Origin of the sequence: Massilia genomosp. 1 (assembly GCF_011682185.1) — a bacterium.
GTDB lineage: Bacteria > Pseudomonadota > Gammaproteobacteria > Burkholderiales > Burkholderiaceae_D > Telluria_A > Telluria_A rubra.
Window position 1 is genome coordinate 1 of the sequence record NZ_WHJF01000669.1, and the last position, 248, is coordinate 248.

Annotated in this window: 1 pseudogene; it reads left to right on the forward strand. The window is 46.4% G+C overall.

The features are described from left to right. Positions 1-130, forward strand: a pseudogene (locus F1735_RS35180) (IS1595-like element ISCARN94 family transposase); the annotation flags it as partial. Positions 131-248 lie beyond the last annotated feature (118 nt).

Genomic DNA, 248 nt, shown 5'->3' on the forward strand with positions numbered 1-248 from the left:
AACCTACCATGCTTTCAATTTCGATAAATATGGTTTTCTCTATTTGGCCGAGGCTCAGTATCGATTTAACCGGCGCTTCGATTTGTCGACCATTTTGACGCGCCTCTTGTACGCTGCTGTCGCCACGTAACCAATCACCTCCCCGCAGACAATTTTTCTGCCTGGAAACTCAGTTCAATGTATGATGTGCAATCTTGTTAAAAAAGCCCACGCCTCTCACTGATTTCGACCTGCGCCAGATGGATGAA